Genomic DNA, 20035 nt, shown 5'->3' with positions numbered 1-20035 from the left:
TACCAACATGAACAAGGTTCTTATTCCCACCAAACTCTCCAACGTAGCGGCCAATACGCTTAAAACGGCCGGCTATGAAGTCGTCCAGGACGCCGACACGCCTCTGGAAGAACAGGCCGCCGCCCATCCGGACACCGTGGCCCTGATCGTCCGCAGTGAAAAAGTCACTCCGGCAATCATGGACGCCCTCCCCTCCCTGAAGCTGGTCATCCGCGCCGGAGCCGGCTACGACAACATTGACATCGTGTACGCCCGCAAGAAGAATGTGGACGTCATGAACACCCCCGGCGCCAACTCCAACGCCGTGGCGGAGGAAGTCATGGCCATGATTCTGGCGTATTACCGCCACATCGTCCAGGCGGACGCCACCACCCGGGAAGGCCTGTGGGAAAAGAAAAAATACATGGGCAGCGAGCTGACCAAAAAAACCGTCGGCATTATCGGCCTGGGCAACATCGGCCGCAACCTCGTCAAGCGCCTCCAGGGATTTGAACCCACCCTGCTGGGCTACGACCACTTTCTGGCCCGCCAGCGCGCCCTGAACATCGGCGTCACCCCCACCAGCATTGAAGACATCTTCTCCCAGTGCGACATCATCACCCTGCACGTTCCGGGCGGTCCCTCCACCCACCACATGGTGAACGCGGAACTTATCGACAGCATGAAGGACGGCGCGGTGCTCATCAATTGCTCCCGCTACGGCGTGGTGGATGAAGAAGCGCTGGCCGCCGCCAAGGCCGCGGGCAAAAACATCGGCTACCTGACGGACGTCCACCCCAAGGACGCGCCCGGAGAAAAACCTTCCGCCGCCGTGGCGGACCTCATCCTTCCCCACCTGGGCGCCAACACCCGGGAGGCCAACACGAAGGCGGCCAAGCGCGCCGCAGAACAGATGGTGGCCTATTTCTCTGACGGAGACACCTCCTGCGTGGTGAACGGGGAATCCCCCAACGGTCTCAATCCGGCCCATCTCCAACTGGCTTTCCTGCTCGCTGCCCTGGCCCGCAAAGCCGGAGGCAACAAGCCTATCCGCCGGGTGGAATGCACCTTCTACGGCAACTTGCGCGTCTTCCGCAAATGGTTCACTGCCCCCATTCTGGAAGGGCTGCTGCCGCACGCGGAAAAGGGCCTCATGCCCGCCGCCGCGGAAGAATCCCTGCGGGAGCACGGCATCGTCTTCAAGGCGCGGGAGCCCAAGGACGACAAGCCCTATGAAGATTCCATCACGCTGGACGTGGTGATGGAAGATGAGGGGGAATATTTCAACACCAGCGTGCGCGGCGTGGTGACGGAAGGCATTCCCATGGTCTCCCGCCTGAACAACTTCAACGGGCTGTATGCGGACCTGCGCGGCACAACGCTGTTCCTGCATTACAAGGACCGTCCCGGCATCATCGCCACCATCGGTTCCGCCCTGTACTCCAACGGCATCAACATTGACAACATCGCCGCTCCGGCCGATCACGCCACGCGGGAAGCCCTGGCCGTCCTCAAGACCAACAAACCCGTTTCCGATGAACTGCTGAACAAGATTGCGGAAGAGATAGACGCCATCTCCGCCTTCTCCCTGAATCTTTAACAGGAATTAGACTCATCTCCGGACTCTTCCGGAACCCGCCTTCCAGGCAGCCCGCTTCCTCTCCATTCCCGGAGGGAGGCGGGTTGCCTTTATTTCTGCCATGTTGACAAGGCACACTCCTTTTTGTACTTTTACCCGAATCGTTGGAACACTCTCATGCGCTATGTACTGCTTCTCCTGACCATTTTAACCGCCGGATTCTCCGTCTGGTACTATCAACACCATATCTCCCCGGAAGGAAAGGAACTGGCCGCCCGGAAAACAGCCATGGAACAGGAGGCCGTAGTATTGGAGAAAACCGTCAGCCAGACCCGGAAGAAACTGGATGAAGCCCAGGACGCCACCCGGACGGCGGAAGAGGCCATGGAAAAATTCCAGGAAACCTATCTTGAGCAGAAAAGACAGCAGCAGCAGGAAGCCCAGGTTGCCGCCTACCAAAAAAGCATGGCGGACCAGCAGGAGGAAGTGAAGGAACACGACCAGAGGATTGACCAGTTGCGCCGCCGCATGAGCAGGCAGAGGGAAAACTCCAAGTCCGCCAGGGAAGAACTGCTTCAAAAGAGGGAGGGAATGAAAACCCTGCTTGCGAAGTTGGCCGACAAGCAGAGAAGTATTCAGGCGGAACTGGGGCAGGCCGAACGGGAACTGGCCAAGAACCGGGAGGATGCCAGAGCCAAAAAGAAATTTTCAGGAGCCGCTCCCCAGAAGGAGAACATCTCGGAACTTCAATCGCAAATAGCCTTCATTCGCCTGAAAACCTCCGCCACAAAGAAAAAAATGCAGGCTCTGGACGCCGCCCTGGAAGCCCTGGAAGAAAAAACCGGCAAGCAGCAGCTACTGATGCAGAAAGCGGAGGAAAAACTCACCGAACAGAAAAACAAGGCCTTAACCGACGATGACCGGGAAGAAACCGCCGCCCCGGCCCCGGGAGATGACGATTTGCTGGCTACAGCCGGATACAGGGAGCAGTCCAAAGCCGTCCGGAACGCTCTGGAACAAGCCCGGAAAGAAGAGGAACAGGCGTCCCGGACCTATGACGAGGCCCGAGCTGAAATGCGCAAGTCTTCCAGAGAAGAAGTGAAAAAGCTGGAGAAGGAGGAAAAAGACCATGCCTCCTTCCAGAAGCTGTTCACGGGCGCTGCCTCCGTTGTGGGATTCATCCTCCTCCTGTTCACGGTGGGGGCCTTCCGCCGCAGCAACGGCTGAGCGTGTTCCTGAAAACTTGAGGGCACGGAATGAAGAAAAGCTCCTGCGTCCCGTTTGCCGCTCTTCCGGCGCCCTCCGCAGGGAGGCGTTGACGGGCGGCAGGGATATGGTAGTCTCAGGCCTGCCTGATCATGCTCACACTGGCCCAGCTTCACGGACAACCGGAAATTTTCCATTCCATCCAGGGGGAAGGCGTCTCCCAGGGGACTCCCTGCGTCTTTCTGCGCCTGGCAGGCTGCAACCTGGCCTGTTCCTGGTGTGACACGGCGTACTCCTGGAACGGGACAGTTCCCGGAGTGCGGCTCACGCCTGAAAAGGCGGCGGAACTGGCGCTCCGTTATCCATGCCGCCGCCTGGTACTGACCGGGGGAGAACCGCTCATTCAGCAAAAAGCCCTTCCCGCCCTGCTGCGCCTGCTGCCGGACCATGCCGTGGAGCTGGAAACCAACGGCACCATTATGCCGGATGCGGAACTGCTGGAACGCATCACGCAATTCAACGTATCTCCCAAACTCCCCCACTCCGGCAATGAAACCGCCAGAACATGGAAACCGGACATCCTGCGCCGTCTGGCTTTCACGGAAAAAGCGTGGTTCAAATTCGTAGTGGCGTGCGAGGAAGATGTAAAAACCGCCCTGCGGCAGGCTTCCGGGGCAGACATTCCCGCAGAACGCATCCTGCTCATGCCACTGGCCTCCACACGGGCAGAGCTGGACGCCATGCGCGCGCAGACGGTGGAATGGTGCCTCCGTTATGGCCTCCGCTTTTCAGACCGCCTGCACATCGCCATTTGGGACAGCAAAAAGGGCGTTTGAAAACGCCCTTGTATAGTCAAAGGAAAATATTCCCTGGCAGGCATCCTGCGTGGAGCTCTTCGCTCCATCATTCCGGCAGCTTATGCCTTCTGCTTCAGGTCCAGCAGCATCTGGGCGTTGCTTGGGTACTTGTTCAGGAAAAACAGGAAGCGTTCCATGGCCTCTACAGGCTTGTGCCCCGCCAGCGCGCGGCGGATCAGGTTCATCTTGTACAGCCACGCTTCCGGCATGATGAGTTCTTCCCGGCGCGTTCCCGATTTCAGGATATCCACGGCCGGGAAGATATACTGCTCCGCAATGCGGCGGTTTAGGACAAGCTCCATGTTGCCCGTACCCTTGAACTCCTGGAAAATCAGGTCATCCATACGGCTGTTGGTTTCCACGAGTGCAGTGGCGATGATGGTCAGGGAACCGGCCTGGCGCGTATTGCGGGCGGCGGCAAAAAGACGGCGGGGCATTTCCAGCGCACGGGCATCAATGCCGCCGGACATGGTGCGTCCGCTCCCCTTGTCCGCGTTATTATAGGCACGGGCAAGGCGCGTGATGGAATCCATCAGCAGGAAGACATGATGGCCGGCTTCCACAAGCCGCTTGGCGCGCTCAATGCAAAGCTCCGCCATGCGGCAGTGGTCACGCACCCTGCCGTCATTGGAAGAAGCGTACACCTCGGCTCCGGGAAGGGAACGCTTGAACTCCGTCACTTCTTCCGGACGTTCGTCCACCAGTAGCACCATCAGGTGGATGGAATCCTTGTAATTCTCCAGAATGGCTTCCGCCATGTGCTGCAGCAGCGTCGTCTTCCCCGCGCGGGGCGGAGAAACGATCAGGCCGCGCTGGCCGCGCCCGATCGGCGCAATCAGGTCCAGCGTGCGCGTGGTATAGCGCTCCGGACGGGTTTCAAAGGAAATGCGCTTATTCGGATTGACCGCCTTGAGCTCTTCAAAATGCGGGCTCTTGCGGGCCTTCTCCGGCGCATCTCCGTTGACGGCGGATATCTCCGTCAGAAGAATGCCGCGGTCATGGCGGCAGGCTTGTCCATGCACCCAAACGGCGGGACGCAGGCCGAACTTGCGGATCATGTCCTGCGGAACGTACACGGCTTCCGCAAAAGCGTCAAAATCATTATCCGGCTTCCTTAAAAAGCCGAATCCCTTATTCGTGATTTCCAGCAGGCCGTCCACCGGTTCCGGGGGCGCCAGCTCACGGGGAGCATTATTCTGGGGAGCATTCCCCTCCTGGTGATTATTGTTCCAGCGGTTTTTAACCCGGTCATTGCCGTTCCTGCCATTGCGGCCGTCCTGCCGGTTGTTCCGGTTCTTATTGAAACGGTCGTTGTTATTGCGGCGGTTCTGTCTCTCAAAACGCTGCCTTTGCGGTTCATTCGTCCGATGGGATTCCCGCGCGGCATCTCCGGAGAAATCCGTCGCGCCTTCCTGTACCACCTTGATGGACGGAGCGGCAGAATCCGCATCCGGCCCTGTCTCCTGTACCCGCGGTTTTCTCACAAACCTCTGGCGGATCACCTTCGGCCTGCCTCCTTCGGACTGTTCCGGAGCAGAATCCGCAGGACTGGCGGCCGGTTCGGCAGGCGCCATGGAAACGGCAGCATCCGTTTTGGCGCCCTCTGCGGCATCGTCTTCAGGCGCAATGGTCTTGGCGGAACGCCTGCGCACCGGCTTGACGGGAGCTTCCGTTACGGGAACATCAGGGGAACCGGCAGTTTCCGGAACTTCCTCCACGGGCTTCTTGCGGGGACGTCCGCGCCGGGGCTTGGCAGGAGCTTCCTCCGTCCCTTCCGCCACCGGAATTTCAGCGCTGCTTTTGCGGGCGCTCTTCTTCTGCGGCGCATCCGTGCTCTCCATCCCTTCACCCGCCAATTCCGGAACCTTCTTCCTTGCCGTCCGCTTGCGGGGGGCCGGGGAAGAACCCTGTTCCGTCCCGGAAACTTCCGCAGCGGCGTGGGACTCTGCCGGAGCTTCCGCCGCAGACTTGGCTCTGCGGACAATACGTTTTTTGGGCGATGGCTCCGGAGAAACCTGTTCCGGAGTCAAATCTGGGGGGGTATCAGACATGGAAAAGAAAATTGGACTGCAACAACAGGCGTCTCCTGAAAGACAACGGCGTTAGTCAAGCTGTTCGAGGATTTCTTCCGCCACGTCGAAATTGGAGAAGACGTTCAGCGCGTCATCGTAATCGTCCAGCGCTTCATACAAGCGCAGGGCGGCCTTCGCCGTCTCCAGATCGTTAATCACGGAAACGTTCTGCGCCACGGAAATCAGCTTCATGGAAATCACCGTATGCCCGGCCTCGCGCAGGGCGGCGCACACATTGTTTAATTCCGTCGGGTCCGTAACAAACACCCATTCATTGCCGGAATCACCCTGCTCCACATCGTCCGCGCCGCATTCCAGCGCCAGGTCCATCGCGGAATCCTCCGTAAGGCCTTCCGCCATGATGCGGGCTTCTCCCTTGCGTTCAAACTGGTAGGCCACGGAACCGGGAGTGCCGATGCTGCCCCCGTTCTTGGTAAACAGAGTGCGCAGCTCGGAAGCGGAACGGTTCGTGTTGTCCGTCGCCACTTCAATCAGGAAAGCCGTGCCCGCCGGGCCGTAGCCTTCATAAGTAATCTCCTGGATGGTGGCGCCGCCCAGTTCCCCGGTGCCTTTCTTGATGGCGCGTTCAATATTCTCCTTGGGGGTGGACACGGCCTTGGCCCCGTCAATGGCGGCCCTCAGGCGAGGGTTCAGATCAGGATCTCCGCCGCCGCTCTTGGCGGCCAGCATGATTTCATGGGCAAAGCGGGCAAACACCTTGCCCTTCTTGGCATCTTCCTTAGCCTTAACGTACTTGATCTTAGACCATTTATTATGTCCTGACATAGAATTGGGAATAATAGTAAGTGTATGTGAAAAGAGACAAACTAACAAGTGGAACTGTTCTTCAACCCGGGCGAACACATTGTCTTTCGCAAATACCACGCAGGAAGGGAATCAGGGTGCGGCCATCCGTAAATAGGTTACAGGGACCGGATACTCTGCCGGGGAACACGCCGCACACCCTTAAGGGGCTCCGGCTACCGCTTGGCAGTCACTCTCAACACATGCAAAATAACGTATTCCCCAGTATTGGCAATACTTTTTTAGGTCACGGAAGCATGGAAGCAAACCCCAGGGAACCGGATAAACAATTCCTCCCACAGTCTGGAGTAATCATTCTACGGAAAGACTGCCCGTCTTATTTAATTTGATGAAAGCGCGAGCATCTCCAGGAAAAGATGGACGGCCGCTTTATCCTCTCTCCGCTAATCCGCCTCACGCTCTATTATTTCCCCTTCATCCCGGTTGTCGGGCTCATAGCAGGTAACATCTTCGTTTAACATGGAATAATAACTATATGGCTCTTCCTTTTCCAAAGGCCCTTCCTTTGCTTTTTGAAAATGCTTCAATTCCCTGCCATGCTCATCAAAATAGCTGATCTGCTGGAATCCATGTTCCGGATAGGAAAAACGGATAATAGCACACTTCATTAAATGATCGGAACTTAACTCTCCGTTTTCGTCGTAATAGCGGATTTCCTTCACGGCGCGGCCTCCTCCCAAATCACTCCCAGGTTCATAATGGTCTGCACAACGCCGGGCCCACCCCTGAAGGCCACGAGTCAACCGGCCAAACTTGTCCGTATATTCCGCTTCAGCTACATCATAAGGGTCCAGATAATACTTTGCTTGAAGCAAATCTTCAGGAAGAAGTAACCGCAATTGATCGATATCGTTCCAATCACCAAATCTTTCTTTTAAATAAAAGGTTTTTCTTGTGGAAGCCGTCAATTCCGCTTCCCATCCTTGATGAACTTCCAGGCAGGCAACGCCCGCCTCCACGGCAGGCGTTGCCTTGTACTGATGGTAACGGATCATTCGTCCTTTCGGAAAAATAGCCGGACGTTCCACATCCACAGGCTCCTGGCTTACGACACTTCTTGAATCATCTCCTTTTCCAAAAAAGGATTCCCTGAAAATGAAAGGACCATTGAGAATCCCTGCCCCTTCCTGACAAATAACCTCTCCCCGGTGATAACCATTTGCACAAAGGGCATCTTCTCCCCGTACACCATAAAAAGTGACGCACCTGCGTCCCCTATTCTCTTCCACCACACGCATGTGATAGCCCTGATCGTCAAGGTCACAGATTTTCCCATCCGCGGTGAAATAGGTGTAAATGCACAACGCATATTCCTGAATGTCCGTCCATTCCCGGTCGTTCGTTTCATCATAATCCTTTTTGGGGTAGAATCCGGACAGGAGATTCAAAGCCCCTCCCTGCTTCCGGTTTGTTCCGCGGCGCGCGTCGATCCATTCTTCACAATTAAGAATCAGTTTCCATTGCAGATATTGATGATCATTGAATTCGATCAACTTTTGTTCAATCCATCTTCCATTGACGGGAGGATACTTCCGGTCGGAATAGCCAGGGTTGAGGGGCTCCCATAAATCCATCACAGGATGCCCAACCGGGTCAATCATTCGCCTCGCCCCTTCCGAAAAAGTTATCCCGCCTGAAACTGCTATTAAAAAAATGTATAAAGAACACCTCATAACATGATCCATATCATTACCCTGAATGATGTATCCTAATATGATGTGAAGGATATATCAATTATTTCAATAAACCGAACCCTCTTTATTTGATCTTTTAGAACCATTTTCGGAAAATGTCACGACCATCCGGACGTGGAGCATAACCACTTTTGCCGGCCCCTTCTCCGCCTTTTCCTGACACAGTCCATCAGAGGGAGGACAGGATGGCATTTCCCCTTGTTGAAAGAACCTCCGTAATCATTTTTACACGGGAAAAAAGGATTTCCGCCACACGCCCGGCATGTTCCGGCTTGATTAGAAATCCATTCAAAAAATATTCAAGATAATAATAAACATTAAAAGTATCCGCGATATTCTGTCCCGCATTTTCCCGGGAAAACCTCTATTCCGTCATGGAACGGGACCGAAGTTCAACGCCGTCTGTGTTATCATTGACTAAGAAAGGGAGGCGGGCTTAGATATGCTCCTCTTCCTTTTCTCTGTCTTATGGAACAAGCAGCGCACCAAGAAAAATCACATGCGGCCTTTTCCTCCGTCCTGTGGTCCGCCTTTTTGACGGGCATCAAGCTCTGGGCCGGTATCGTGACGGGCAGCTTGGGCATCATTTCCGAGGCCCTGCACAGCGGCCTGGACCTGATGGCTGCGGCCATGACTTTTTACGCCGTGAAGGTGGCCGCCCGTCCTGCCGACGAGAGCCACCCCTACGGGCATGAGAAGGTGGAGAATCTTTCCGCGCTTGCGGAAACTGCCCTGCTCCTGATTACCTGCGCATGGATTGTATGGGAGGCTGTGGACCGGCTGTTTTACAATGAGGCGGAGATCACCCTCACCTGGTGGGCCTTCGCCGTGGTGGCCGTTTCCCTGCTGGTGGACGTGAACCGCTCCGCCATGCTCCGCCGGGTGGCCAAGAAGCACAAGAGCCAGGCGCTGGAAGCGGACGCCCTTCATTTTACCACGGATATCTGGTCTTCCGCCGTCGTGCTGCTGGGCCTTTTCTGCGTATGGCTGGCGCACCTGGTTCCCGCAGATTCCGTCTGGCACGGCCTGCTGGAGAAGGCGGACGCCATCGCCGCCCTGTTTGTGGCGGCCCTGGTTTGTTCCGTGGCCTTCGGCCTTGCCAAACGTTCCATTCACGCCCTGATGGACGGCGGTTCTTCCGCCCTGACGCAGCAGGTTCTAACCGCCATGAAGAAGAACGCCCCGGATTACCCGGTCAAGCGCATCCGTCTGCGTGACGGCGGCGCCCGCATTTTTGTGGAGCTGGACGTGGAAGCGCCCGCGGAGTTGCACGTAGACGACGCCCATGATGTGGCGGAGTCCATCGAAGGCATTGTCAAGTACGAGCTGCCGGAAGCGGACGTGATCGTCCATATCGAACCGGCCCGTGAGAATTTTTCCAACATGGAGCCGGACACGGTCGTCCACCGGCTGGCCCTGCGCCACCATGTCCGCATCCACGGATTTTATGCAGGCAGCGGCAAACATGCTCCCTGTTATTTCATGGATGTGGAGATTCCCGCGGACTGGCCTCTGGAGCGCGGCTACCATGTGGTAAAGGCGTTCCGGGATTCCGTCCAGCATGCGCTCAAGCCGGAGAAGGTGATCTGCCGCATTGAGCCGGACTGCCGCGATATGAAGGCGAACGCCATTCCGGAGCACGTTCCGCCGGAGGAAGTCCGCCTGAAGGTGAACCTCATCCTCCAGCAGCACAGGAATATCTGCAAGGTTCTCAAGCTGGACCTGGCACGGGAGGACAATTTCCCCACCCTGACTTGCGTATGCTCCGCGGATGCATCCCTGACCATCCGGGAATGCCACCAGATCGCCTCCCAACTGGAAGACCAGATAGAAAATGCCCTGCACCACCTGGGCCGCGTTACCGTCATTCTGAAACCGGCCAAATAAAACAGCATTTTATTTCCACGCAACGTTCATTTCCTCCCCATCATGAAACAAAACAAGTACGACGATAACGCCTTTTTCCGGAAGTACAGCCAAATGGACCGTTCCGTGAAGGGGCTGGAAGGGGCCGGAGAATGGAAAACACTGGAACGGCTGCTGCCGGATTTCCATGACAAGCACGTTCTGGACCTGGGATGCGGATTCGGCTGGCACTGCCGATATGCGGCGGAGCACGGGGCGGCCTCCGTGCTGGGCGTAGACATTTCCGCAAAGATGATCGCCAAAGCCAGATCCATGGGAAACGAAGGCATTATCGAGTACCGCTGCATGCCCATGGAGGATATCCTGCTTCCCGAGGCTTCCTTCGACATTGTCCTCAGCTCCCTGGCCTTCCATTACACGCCGGATTTCCAGGCAGTCTGCCGGAATGTCTCCCGCTGGCTCAAGCCGGAAGGCGCCTTTATTTTCTCCGTGGAGCATCCCGTTTTCACCGCCCAGGGAACGCAGGACTGGCATTACGATGAATCCGGCCAGATCATGCACTGGCCCGTGGACGGCTATTTCATGGAAGGACCGCGGCAGGCCGTTTTCCTGGGGGAGGAAGTGACCAAGTATCACAGGACGCTTACTTCCTATCTCGGCGCTCTGGCCGCCGGCGGATTTGAGGTTACCGCCATGGAGGAACCGAAGCCGTCCCGTGAACTTCTGGATTCCGTCCCCGGCATGCAGGAAGAGCTGCGCCGCCCCATGATGCTGATTATCTCCGCCCGCAAGAAGTAGCGCCCCCGGTCATCAGTGCCCCGCGGCGGAAGCTCCGGGCACTTCCCTGTCCAGTTCCGCACGGATGCGCTGGCGTTCGGAAACGATCTGTTCGTCGTCCGCGCCGCCTTCCCGCAGAAAGTATTCCGCCATGGACAGAGCCACTTCCGATTCCGAGGAGAAGACCTGGGAGGCGCCGGCTTCCTTAAGCACGTCCACGTCCCTCATGTACTTGGTGTGGATCATCACGTCAATGTGGGGGTTGAGCTCCAGAGCCACCCCCACGATTTCCTTGGCATCCGGAATGGAGGCGGAGAGAATCAGGCTTTCCGCATATTCAATGCCCGCATGGCGCAGGATTTCACGCTGGCTGGCATCCCCGTAAACGATGTCTCCGCCCTGTTCACGTATGGCGGTGACCGTGTCTATGTTCATCTCCACGATGATGACTTCCACCCCGTTGTCATTCAATATTCTCTTAAGAATGCGCCCCGTGGGGCCAAACCCCACCAGCACCACGCGCCGCGCGTCCGGCGACGGGAGCGCCAGGCTGTTCACTCCGCCCAGGTCCGTAAGGCCGATGCCGCGCTTTTGCAGCCACTTGACCACAGGGCCAATCTGGCGGTACAGGATGGGATTCAGGGAAATGGAGACGACGGCCGCCAGAATGATGGCCTGGTTGGCGTCCGGCGGCAGAATGTTGTACATGAGCCCCATCCCGGCTAGGATGAAGGAGAATTCACCCACCTGCGCCAGGGCTACGGATACGCTCAGCGCCAGCGGCAGCGGACGCCGCAGGCACCGCACCACCGCATAGGCCGCCAGCGGCTTGCCGATCATTACCACCCCCAGCGTCGCCAGGGCCAGCGGCCAGCAGTCCCCCACGGACATCGGGTCAAACATCATCCCCACGGAAACAAAGAAGAGCACGGCAAAGGCATCCCGCATCAGCATGGCCTCCGCCGCCGCGCGAGCGCAAAAGTCCGACTGCCCCACAACCATCCCCGCCAGGAACGCTCCCAGCACCATGGAAGCGCCGAAGAATTTCGCGGAGCACACCGCTACGCCCAGAGCAATGACCAGCACCGCCAGCGTAAACAGGTCCCGCGCTCCCGTCCGCGCCACGTAGCGCAGCACCAGAGGAATGATTTTTTTTCCGGCAAACAGCGTCAGGGCCACCAGCAGGGACAGCTTGACGAACATCCAGCCCAGTTCGTAGAGAATGCCGCTCCAGTCCCCGGCACCGCTCTGGCGCGCCTCCATCACGGCGGGGATGAGCACCAGCAGCAGAATGGTGAACAGGTCCTCCACCACCAGCCACCCCAGGGCCACATGGCCGCTCGGCGTATGGAGGTTCTGGTTGTCTTCCAGGACTCGTGTAAGCACTACGGTGCTCGCCACGGAGATCGCCATGCCGAACACCAGCCCGGAAATCGTGGACCATCCGAACATCCAGCCCACCAGTACCCCCAGCACCGTAGCCACGGATATCTGCACCACGGCTCCCGGCACCGCGACCCTCTGCACGGCAATCAAATCCTTCAAATGAAAATGGAGCCCCACGCCGAACATCAGCAGAATAACGCCCAGCTCCGCGAACTGCTCCACCGTGTGGGAATCCGCCACAAATCCCGGCGAATACGGCCCTACCACTACCCCGGCCAGCAGGTACCCGACCAGCGGAGACAAATGCAGTTTTCTGGCAATAAGGCCGAAAAGGAGGGCGGCGGTCAATCCGCCGACAAAAGTGAAGATGAGGCTGAAATCGTGATCCATACGCGCGTGACAAGTCTAAGAGGGTATCTTTGACCACCAGGTCGTTCCTACGCTATCGCGTTTGATTTCCCCTCACAAGAACGCATTGCGCCGCACTGGAATGCAGTCGCATTTTTCTTGCCGGGGGAAATCTGCGGCAGGAAAAACGGGGCCTGGCAGGATTCTATCATATTTTTATTTTTATTAAAAACTCCGTTTTTATTGTATTTTCAATCGTTTCTAATTGACTTTACGCATACGGGATTCCTATAAAGCGTGTTGATGAAACTCACCCTATCTATCCTATCCTGTCTGACGGGCCTCTCTACCCTGGCCCCCATGGGCTGGGCAGCCACCCATGAAATCACTACCAAGAACTTCCACATCACGCTCCTCGGCAACGGGGACGGTCCGGCGGACTGGATGGGGACCCGTGACTGGAGTGATGACCAGATAGCCGCCGTCACCACCACCCTCAATATCTGGGACGATACCTTCCGCAACACCGCTTCCCGGAAGATTGAAGCGACCATTTCCTGGGGGGCCCTTGAAGAAGGCGTCCTGGCAGGTTCTTTCTCCAATTACGTCGAATACGACGGGGAAAACTACAATGCGGCCACTTCCACGGAAGTCATCTGGAAAGAAGGGGAAGACGTCGTGCTGGAGGAAGGGGAAATGGATTTCAGGCTCCAATTCAATCCCGTCTACGGTTTCAGCACAGGCAATACCACGCCCCAGAACGCCACAGACTTCATCAGCGTCCTTCTGCATGAAATCGGGCATAACGTCGGCTTCAACTCGCTGAATGATACAGGAACATACGGAGAATACTACACGATCTGGGATTCCCTGATCACGGATGCCCAGGGCAACCATCCGGGAGATGCGGGCTTCAATTACCAGACCGGCGTTTCCTACACGATTGGTTCCGGAGGCCTCACTGTTTACAATCCCTTTGTTTTCGCTCCCGGTTCCAGCATGTCCCACGTGGACGCTGCAAGCGACCCGAACGCCCTGATGCAATATTCCATCGGGGAGGGCATCCAGAGGAGAAACCCCAGCGACCAGGAAAAAGCCCTCCTTGCGGAGATGGGCTGGGTGCTCAAGGATGACCCCACCTATTATGCGTCCGTGGACGGCGCTTCCATCACGGACCAGATTGACCTGAATTTCTTCACTTCCGTTCTCGTCAACCGGAACATGACCATTGATCCGGGTGAAGGCGCTACTATCGTCCTGCCCTCCCTCAGAGGAGACAAGGCGGAATACAACGTCACCATTCACTGCGGGGAAAGCGCTGACCGTCAATCTCTCCAACACCGCCATGGACTCCATCTGCGCCGGAGAGGTCATCGGCAATGACGCCAATTTCATCAAGACGGGGGCTAAAAACCTGGTGCTGGGCGGCGGCTTTTCCACCAGCGGAGCTCTGGACGTACAGCAGGGGGGACTGGTGCTTTCCGGCGCTTCCAACACCATCGGGGAGCTGAAGATGAACGGAGGAACCTTCGGCGTGTCCCAGCTTGCCAGGGAGGAAGTCACAGCCGAGGTCGGAAAGCTGACCGGCACCCGGGGCTCCATCAATCTTCTCCATTCCACCCTTACTCTGACCGGAACGGACAATACCATTTCCAGCGGCCTCAAACTGGTAGGCTCCGGCACCGTCGCCCTGGCGGAAGGAAAGTCGCTTGCCTTTGACGGCAGCAACACCATTGGAGACGCCATCTACATTGACGGTACCCGGAACGGTACCCTGCACATCACCCAGGGAACGCTGGCCTTCACCAACCAGGCCCGGATGGAAATAGCTACGCTGGCCCTGGATTCCGCCGCTTCCACCCTGAACGCGGGAGCCACCCGGAACATTGTCATTCATTCCATTACGGGAGACGGTGTTCTGGCCGCCCAGGGCGGCCAAATCACCCTGGATACGGCCAATCCCCTCACGTGGAACGGAACTCTCCAAGGCACGGGCACGCTCAGCAAGAAAGGCGCCGGCGCCCTGACGCTGGGAAGCGCCGGAAACGCGGGGTTCCATCTGGATTCCACCAGCGGAGCCATCATCCTCGCTTCCGAATCCTCCGCCTACGGAGCCATGATGCTGAACGGAGGCGGCATTTCCATCTTCCATGCGTCCTCCACCACCCGTTTCTCCGGGCAGGAAGGCGCTCTAACACTGAATGACGCCACCCTGGAGATGAGCGGAACGGCCAATGTCCTGACGGAAAACGCCTCCATCACCGGCACCGGCATCCTGCGGCTGAACGCGGATTCCATGCTGGCCATCCGCAACGGCAACAAGCTGGACACGGACATCACTATTGCCGGCTCCGGCCTGCTGGCCGTCCAGGAAGGAACCTTCACCCTGTCCGGAAATGCCAGGTTTGACGGAGCGGCGGTCGCCGTGGGTCCGGAATCCGCTGCCGCCGCGCTGGACCTGGGCTCCACACGCAATTCCATGGTGGGCGGCCTGCTGGGGAAAGGCTCCGTGATCTTCAACAACGGGGAACTCGCCCTCCATGCGGAAAAATCCTCCGTTTTTTCCGGCTCCTTCCAGGGGAACGGCACAATCAACAAGGCGGGGAAAGCGGCATGGACCTACACCGGCGCGGGGTCAGACACCCTGAACCTCAACATTACGGAAGGGGAAGTGGCCCTGATCCGTGATTCAGCCAATCCCATTCTGCTCCATTCCCTGACGGTTGATGCCACCGGGACGCTTACGCTCGCCATGGCCTCCGCCGGAGCCGCCCATAATACCACGCTTCTCCTTAACGGAACAAGCCAGTTCATGAACGGTTCCACCATCACGCTCGTGATTAATCCCCTGCTGGCGCAGACCAATACTCCCTTCATTTCCACGGAAGACGGAGCCACGCTGACCATTCAGGGAGACCGCAACGGGACCACCCTCAATATTGAATCCAATGTCGCCGCGCCGGAAAGGATGCTGGAACTGGTTCTCTTTGAAGGGAACATGGTGGGCAGCTACCTCAATATCAACGCTTACGGCGCGCTGGGCACCTATTATTCCGAGCTGCATGCGGAAAACCGGGACGGCCAAATCGTGCTGACAGGAACCCGCAAGGCGGACAACGCCCTGCTCGCCACGGCTGATACCTCCAATTCCGCCGCCGGGGCCGTCCTGCTCTGGAACTGCGGGGAGATCAAGGACGGAACGGAGCTGAGCTCCCTGAACCGCGCCGTTTCCAACGCCTGGAACGACGGAGATTACGCGAGGGCCAACCGCCTTCTGAGCGCCTCCGCCGGAACGGCCATTCCCGGCATCCTGGCCGCGCAAAGGTCCGGCCTGCGGAGGGAAATGACCTTCATCCGCAACCGCGCGGAAACCATGGGCCTCAATCCCGACTACATTCAGGGAGACCTTCCCCAGGTGAACGGCTGGATTGAAGCCAACGGGGGCAGGGATTCCCTGGACGGTTCCAATGAAGGCAACGGTTTCACCCTTAACTCCTGGGGAGGCACCGCCGGGCTGGACGTCAACTGCTCGGAGAATTTCACTTTGGGCGCGGCCTTCTCCGCCAACTATGGGGATTACTCCTCTGACGGGGCTGATTCCGCCTCCGGCGACCTGGACACCTACTACGTGAGCCTCTTCGGCCACTACCGCCACAGGAAATGGGGCCACTCCCTCATTCTCTCCGGAGGCTGGTCGGATGCGGATATTACCCGCAGCGTACGCCATGAGCTGGGAAGCTACCAGGCCAGCTTCAGCACCACCGGCATGAGCTTCGGAGCCATGTATGAGCTCACTTATGACCTGGTTCTCAACAAACGCCGGACGGCCATCCTTCAGCCGGTCGCCAATGTCAGCGTCATGCACTCCTCCGTGGACGGCTTCAATGAAACCGGCGCAGGCGGAGCGGGACTCCGCGTGGATGACATGGATATTACCACCGGAAGCGTGGCCGCCGGTCTGCGCCTGAAAGGCGTTCTGGGTTCCAACCTGACCGGGCGTGATATCACGGGAGAATTCCGCGTTCTGGTTTCTCAGGACTTCGGGGAGGACAAGGCACAGGCCAACGTGGCCTACCTGGCCAATCCGGGCCTTGTCCAGACCATCAGGGGAGCCAAGCTCGGCCGCACCGGCGTCCAGCTGGGCGCAGGCCTCAGCATTCCCTGCTCCGACTACGGCGCCGTTTATGTGGACGGCAATGCGGATCTCCGCTCCGGAGACACCTCCATCGGCGGAGCCCTCGGCTACCATTACAACTTCTGATCCGGCTCAGGCCTGATTTGACAAGCGCCATGCCTGCATGTCCGGGCATGGCGTTTTCATTATCCGCGGCATCCACATCTCAAGCCGTCGTGCACGGGCGTACCACCTCCCAGGCTGTTTTTCCGGACGCAGGTGTTTCTCGTACGCCTTTGCGCCAGGCGGTTACCGTGTTACCGCCCCATCCGCAGGAATTCTCCTCTTTTTCCCCGTATTATTTTGATAAACATTGATAATGATTGTTATTTTATTTGAATTTCATGGTAACATAATTTATATTTATTAAAAATAACCTCTTCCCAAATTCATGGCTGAAAATTCAACATTCGAGGAACAGTGGACCCTTCTCAGGAAGGAAACGGGAATGGAAGACGCTCCCCTCCGGCAAAAGCTGGAACACTTCATTTTCCGGCAATATGGCCGGGTGGTTTTGGTGCATTACGTAAAAGCCTTGTCGGCCCTGGAACTCAGCCATCATTTCTACCTGCGGTTCCGCAGGCGGAGCCGTTCCGTGGCGGAACCTATTCTTTACTGGACCGTCCTTGCGGAAACAACCATCAACATGACGCTTGAAGGAGTAAAGGATGTCCAGCCGTCCATCACTCCTCCTGCACGTGCCGGTGTTACCTCCCAGCTCGACATGTTAAAAGACTGCTACCTCCTTTATTTGAGGGACCGGCAGCATCCCTGCTGGCCTCCGGCATCCCGCAGAAGCCGCATCATTCGGGACAAATGGAATGCGCCGGAGCTGGAAGCCTCCTATTTTCCCCGGCTGTGCCTGAAAAACACGGACTGCCACTATGCCAACGTCATGAACATACTGCTGGGGGAAACGCTGCACTTCCTGACTGCCCTCCAGCAAATCAGGGTCCACGGAAAAACCCTGCTGGAGCTTAAAAAAGAGCAGCATCCGGACGCTTCCCCGGACGGCGCTCCGTCTTCATCCCCTCGCAGCCCGGAACAACTTCCGTGCGGCAAGCGTTGAAGGCAGCCTCGCTTCTTCCGCCAGAGGGAAGGAAAGGCCGCCGGAACCCTACAGAATCAGCATGCAATCCCCGTAGGAGAAAAACCTGTACCGTTCCCGGATGGCTTCCAGGTAGGCTTTCATGACCAGCTCCTTGCCGGCAAAGGCGCTGACAAGCATGAGCAGCGTGCTCTGGGGCAGGTGGAAATTCGTGATCAGGGCATCCACCACCTTGTACTTGTAGGGTGGATAAATAAAAATGTTCGTTGACCCGGAGCACTCCCTTAACGGCAGTCCTTCCGCGGTAGCCACATGTTCCAGCACGCGAACGCTGGTGGTGCCCACGGCAATCACCCTCCCGGCCTTATTAATCGCCCTCGCGGTGGCTTCAGGCAGGAAAAAATGTTCCGTGTGCATCTGGTGGTCTTCAATCCTGTCCGCCTTCACGGGACGAAACGTTCCCACGCCCACGTGCAGCGTCAGAAAATCATGGGGAACGGCCGCCAGCAGCTCCGGCGTAAAATGCAGCCCGGCCGTGGGAGCGGCAATCGCCCCTTCATGCCTGGCGTAAACAGTCTGGTAGCGCTCCTTGTCGGACGGGTCGCTCTCCCGGTTCATGTAATGGGGAAGCGCCAGGCGGCCGTACTTTTCCTCATCCACCTCCCGGTCAAACCGGATGAGGCGGTAGCCTTCCCCGTCAATGCCTTCCACGGTGCCCACCGCATCACCGATGGAGACCGTACGCCCCAGCTTCATCTTGCGCCCGGGGCGCACCATGCACTTCCACAGCAGGGGGTTGAGCACCTCTGCACGCACCACTTCAATGGCGCCGTCATTGGAAAAATACCTTGCGGGAACCACCCTGGTATCATTCAGGATGAAATGGTCCCCTTCCCGCACATATTCCGGCAGGTCGCAAAAATGCCTGTGCTCAATCAGGCCGGTATCCCGGTGGATGACCATCATCCGGGAGGCGGCGCGGTCCGGGAGGGGGCGGTCCGCTATCAACTCTTCCGGCAGCGGATAATCAAAATCAATGGTGCGCACGGCCAAGTGCATTGCCACGAATCCGCCGAAAGGTCAATACCTTTAAACCATAGGTAACACAATTATATCTTTACCCTGCTTCGGTTAATATGGTATGGAAGGATACATGAACAATTTGCTGTTAGCAAACATCTCCAACGCCACCGCCTGGGGGACCATCCTGGTGATCGTCCTCGTCATCTTCCTGGTCATCTTCTTCGCCATCATCGCCAAATTCTTCAAGACATGGCTGCGCGCGCGCCTCGCGAAAGCCCCTGTCTCCATGAGCAACATGCTGGGAATGTGGCTCCGCAAAGTGCCCTACCCCCTGGTAGTGGACACCCGCATCACGGCGGCCAAGGCCGGACTGGACATCAGCACGGATGAACTGGAAGCCCACTTCCTGGCCGGCGGCGACATCGTGGACTGCGTCCTCGCCCTGATTGCGGCGGAAAAAGCCGGCATCCCGCTGAGCTATGACCGTGCCTGCGCCATTGACCTGGCCGTGAAAGGCACGTCCAAGACCGTGCTGGAAGCCGTGCGAACCTCCATCAACCCCCGCGTCATCGACTGCCCGAACCCCAGCTCCGGCCAGACGCGCCTGACGGCGGTGGCCCGTGACGGCATTGCCGTGGCAGTGCGTGCCCGCGTGACGGTGCGCACCAACCTGGACCTTTTCGTAGGCGGCGCCACGGAAGAAACGGTGGTCGCCCGCGTCGGGGAAGGCATCGTCTCCGCCGTAGGCTCCGCGCCCTCCTACAAGGATGTTCTGGAAAAACCGGAGGTAATCTCCCGCACCGTGAGCGACAAGGGCGTGGACGCCGCCACGGCGTTTGAAGTGCTTTCCATTGACATTGCAGACGTGGACGTGGCCGGCAACGTGGGCGCGCGCCTCCAGGCCGAACAGGCGGAAGCGGACAAGCAGATTGCCCAGGCCAAGGCGGAAGTCCGCCGCGCCGCCGCCGTAGCCACGGAACAGGAAATGGCCGCCAAAACGCAGGAAATGCGCGCCAAGGTGGTGGAAGCGGAAGCCCAGATTCCCATGGCCATGGCGGAAGCCTTCCGCAACGGCAACCTGGGAGTGCTGGATTATGCCCGCTACCAGAACGTAGTGGCCGATACCAAGATGAGGGATTCCATTGCCAAGCCGGATGCTTCCCCCTCTTCCATTAAATAAATTCTCAGGCCACCGGAGAGA

The 20035-nt window shown here is 57.8% G+C and carries 14 protein-coding genes; 9 read left to right on the top strand and 5 right to left on the bottom strand.

From position 1 onward, the window contains the following. Window positions 1-7: 7 nt before the first annotated feature. The 3 genes from HJW02_RS05590 (at window position 8) to HJW02_RS05580 (ending at window position 3600) form a co-directional block, all read left to right on the top strand. Entirely contained in the window at window positions 8-1579 is a 1572-nt protein-coding gene (locus HJW02_RS05590) for a 3-phosphoglycerate dehydrogenase family protein (protein ID WP_146018252.1), read from the top strand. A 156-nt stretch (window positions 1580-1735) separates the two neighbouring features. Further along, window positions 1736-2785 carry a hypothetical protein gene (locus tag HJW02_RS05585; protein ID WP_102721562.1) on the top strand — a complete coding sequence of 350 codons (1050 nt, stop codon included), beginning with the start codon at window positions 1736-1738 and terminating at the stop codon, window positions 2783-2785. A gap of 131 nt (window positions 2786-2916) precedes the next feature. Further along, a complete protein-coding gene (locus tag HJW02_RS05580) occupies window positions 2917-3600 on the top strand; it encodes a 7-carboxy-7-deazaguanine synthase QueE (protein WP_102721563.1) in 684 nt (227 codons plus the stop codon). Window positions 3601-3680: 80 nt separating this feature from the next. Here the strand turns inward: HJW02_RS05580 and rho are convergent, their stop codons facing one another. From rho to HJW02_RS05565, 3 genes are all read right to left on the bottom strand, one after another. Further along, window positions 3681-5672: a transcription termination factor Rho gene (rho, locus tag HJW02_RS05575; RefSeq protein ID WP_240454361.1), complete on the bottom strand. Its 1992-nt coding sequence runs from the start codon at window positions 5670-5672 to the stop codon at window positions 3681-3683. A gap of 51 nt (window positions 5673-5723) precedes the next feature. Next, a complete protein-coding gene (locus tag HJW02_RS05570) occupies window positions 5724-6479 on the bottom strand; it encodes a YebC/PmpR family DNA-binding transcriptional regulator (RefSeq protein ID WP_102721564.1) in 756 nt (251 codons plus the stop codon). A 422-nt stretch (window positions 6480-6901) separates the two neighbouring features. Beyond that, the gene (locus HJW02_RS05565; protein WP_102721565.1) at window positions 6902-8119 is read right to left on the bottom strand and encodes a hypothetical protein; all 1218 of its coding nucleotides are present in this window, start codon (window positions 8117-8119) and stop codon (window positions 6902-6904) included. A gap of 561 nt (window positions 8120-8680) precedes the next feature. Between HJW02_RS05565 and HJW02_RS05560 the strand changes: the two genes are divergently transcribed. Next, window positions 8681-10099 (top strand): cation diffusion facilitator family transporter, encoded by a 1419-nt coding sequence (locus HJW02_RS05560; RefSeq protein WP_022396349.1) that lies wholly within the window; start codon window positions 8681-8683, stop codon window positions 10097-10099. 42 nt (window positions 10100-10141) lie between these two features. Further along, window positions 10142-10876: a class I SAM-dependent methyltransferase gene (locus HJW02_RS05555; RefSeq protein ID WP_102721566.1), complete on the top strand. Its 735-nt coding sequence runs from the start codon at window positions 10142-10144 to the stop codon at window positions 10874-10876. 12 nt (window positions 10877-10888) lie between these two features. On the opposite strand, the gene HJW02_RS05550 is transcribed toward HJW02_RS05555, so the two are convergent. After that, entirely contained in the window at window positions 10889-12631 is a 1743-nt protein-coding gene (locus HJW02_RS05550; RefSeq protein WP_022396351.1) for a cation:proton antiporter, read from the bottom strand. 261 nt (window positions 12632-12892) lie between these two features. Between HJW02_RS05550 and HJW02_RS05545 the strand changes: the two genes are divergently transcribed. The 3 genes from HJW02_RS05545 to HJW02_RS05535 all read left to right on the top strand — a co-directional run bounded on the left by HJW02_RS05545 (window position 12893) and on the right by HJW02_RS05535 (window position 17832). Beyond that, complete coding sequence (locus HJW02_RS05545; RefSeq protein ID WP_156340826.1) at window positions 12893-13972, top strand: hypothetical protein; 1080 nt, start codon at window positions 12893-12895, stop codon at window positions 13970-13972. After that, on the top strand, window positions 13935-16850 hold the full coding sequence (locus tag HJW02_RS05540) for an autotransporter outer membrane beta-barrel domain-containing protein (protein ID WP_156340825.1): 2916 nt from the start codon (window positions 13935-13937) through the stop codon (window positions 16848-16850). Before HJW02_RS05545 ends, HJW02_RS05540 begins: the two co-directional genes overlap by 38 nt. Before the next feature lie 304 nt (window positions 16851-17154). Beyond that, on the top strand, window positions 17155-17832 hold the full coding sequence (locus HJW02_RS05535) for a hypothetical protein (protein ID WP_102721568.1): 678 nt from the start codon (window positions 17155-17157) through the stop codon (window positions 17830-17832). A gap of 48 nt (window positions 17833-17880) precedes the next feature. Here HJW02_RS05535 and queA read toward each other — a convergent pair whose 3' ends face one another. Continuing rightward, window positions 17881-18858, bottom strand: a complete 978-nt coding sequence (queA, locus tag HJW02_RS05530; protein WP_102721705.1) for a tRNA preQ1(34) S-adenosylmethionine ribosyltransferase-isomerase QueA — start codon at window positions 18856-18858, stop codon at window positions 17881-17883. 106 nt (window positions 18859-18964) lie between these two features. On the opposite strand from queA, the gene floA reads away from it, so the two are divergent. After that, the gene (gene floA / locus HJW02_RS05525; protein ID WP_102721569.1) at window positions 18965-20014 is read left to right on the top strand and encodes a flotillin-like protein FloA; all 1050 of its coding nucleotides are present in this window, start codon (window positions 18965-18967) and stop codon (window positions 20012-20014) included. Window positions 20015-20035 lie beyond the last annotated feature (21 nt).

Source organism: Akkermansia sp. GGCC_0220 (genome assembly GCF_017566105.1).
GTDB lineage: Bacteria > Verrucomicrobiota > Verrucomicrobiia > Verrucomicrobiales > Akkermansiaceae > Akkermansia > Akkermansia massiliensis.
Note: the sequence above shows the minus strand (reverse complement) of the source record. Positions and strands in the feature narration are given on the sequence as shown.